Annotated in this window: 1 protein-coding gene; it reads left to right on the top strand. The window is 68.2% G+C overall.

The genetic code is table 11. The features are described from left to right. Positions 1 to 38: 38 nt before the first annotated feature. On the top strand, positions 39 to 619 hold a 581-nt coding region (locus BU204_RS37900; protein ID WP_075130590.1), incomplete at its 3' end, for a GNAT family N-acetyltransferase.

Genomic DNA, 619 nt, shown 5'->3' with positions numbered 1-619 from the left:
TTTTTGCCGGGCACTCCACTATGTTTCGAGGGATCCGCATGCGCACCACCCACACGACGTTCCTGTCCGCCGCCGAGGAGCTCTCCACGGAACGACTGACGCTACGACCATGGCGGGTCGGCGATGCCCAGGCCGCGTTGGCCGTCTACGGACATGGTGACGTGGCTCGCTGGCTCAGCCCGAACATGGACCGGGTACCGAACCTCGCGGCCATGCGACTGCTGCTGCAGCAGTGGATCGCCGAGGACGCCGGGTTGCCCGCACCGGCGGGCCGGTGGGCGATCCTGCGCAAGTCCGACGGCCGGGTGATCGGCGGGGCCATCCTGCTGCCGCTGCCGCCCGGGGACGAGGATCTCGAGATCGGGTGGCAGCTGCATCCCGGCGTGTGGGGCAACGGCTACGCCAGCGAAACCACTCACGCGCTCGCCACCTGGGCTTTCAGCCAGGACGTCAACGAGATCTTCGCTGTCGTCCAGGCCGGTAACGCCCGCGCGGCCGCCACGGTCCGGCACAACGGCATGCAGTGGGTCGGCGAGACCTCCAAGTACTTCGGTGCGGATCTGCAGGTGTTCCGCTTGCGCATGGCCGATCTCGACCGAGCTGCCGCTGAAGGAACCCA

This window comes from Actinophytocola xanthii (assembly GCF_001921205.1).
Lineage (GTDB): Bacteria > Actinomycetota > Actinomycetes > Mycobacteriales > Pseudonocardiaceae > Actinophytocola > Actinophytocola xanthii.
The sequence above is the reverse complement of the archived record's forward strand: the minus strand, read 5'-3'. Positions and strand labels throughout refer to the sequence as shown.